Annotated in this window: 1 protein-coding gene; it reads right to left on the reverse strand. The window is 69.7% G+C overall.

All coding sequences use genetic code 11. The features are described 5' to 3' along the window. Positions 1–238 (reverse strand): VanZ family protein (locus L687_RS0121460; RefSeq protein WP_031207119.1); only part of this gene is annotated, 238 nt, incomplete at both ends.

Consider the following 238-nt stretch of genomic DNA (forward strand, 5'->3'; position numbering starts at 1 on the left):
GCGATACGCGCACGGGTAGACGCCCCACACGCCGGTCAGCTGCGTCGTCTCGACCAGCAGCGACAGGCCGAAGCCGGCGGCGAGCGCCGTGAGCACCCCACGACCGGCGAGCACTCGGACGAAGAAGCCGAGCGGCACGAACAGCAGCACGTTGAAGACCAGCTGCAGCAGAGCCGGCTGACGCAGCGGATTGCCCGGGGCCGCGAAAGCCTTCCGCACATCGCGCACGACCGACATC

Source organism: Microbacterium maritypicum MF109, assembly GCF_000455825.1.
In the GTDB taxonomy this organism is placed as follows: Bacteria; Actinomycetota; Actinomycetes; order Actinomycetales; family Microbacteriaceae; genus Microbacterium; species Microbacterium maritypicum_A.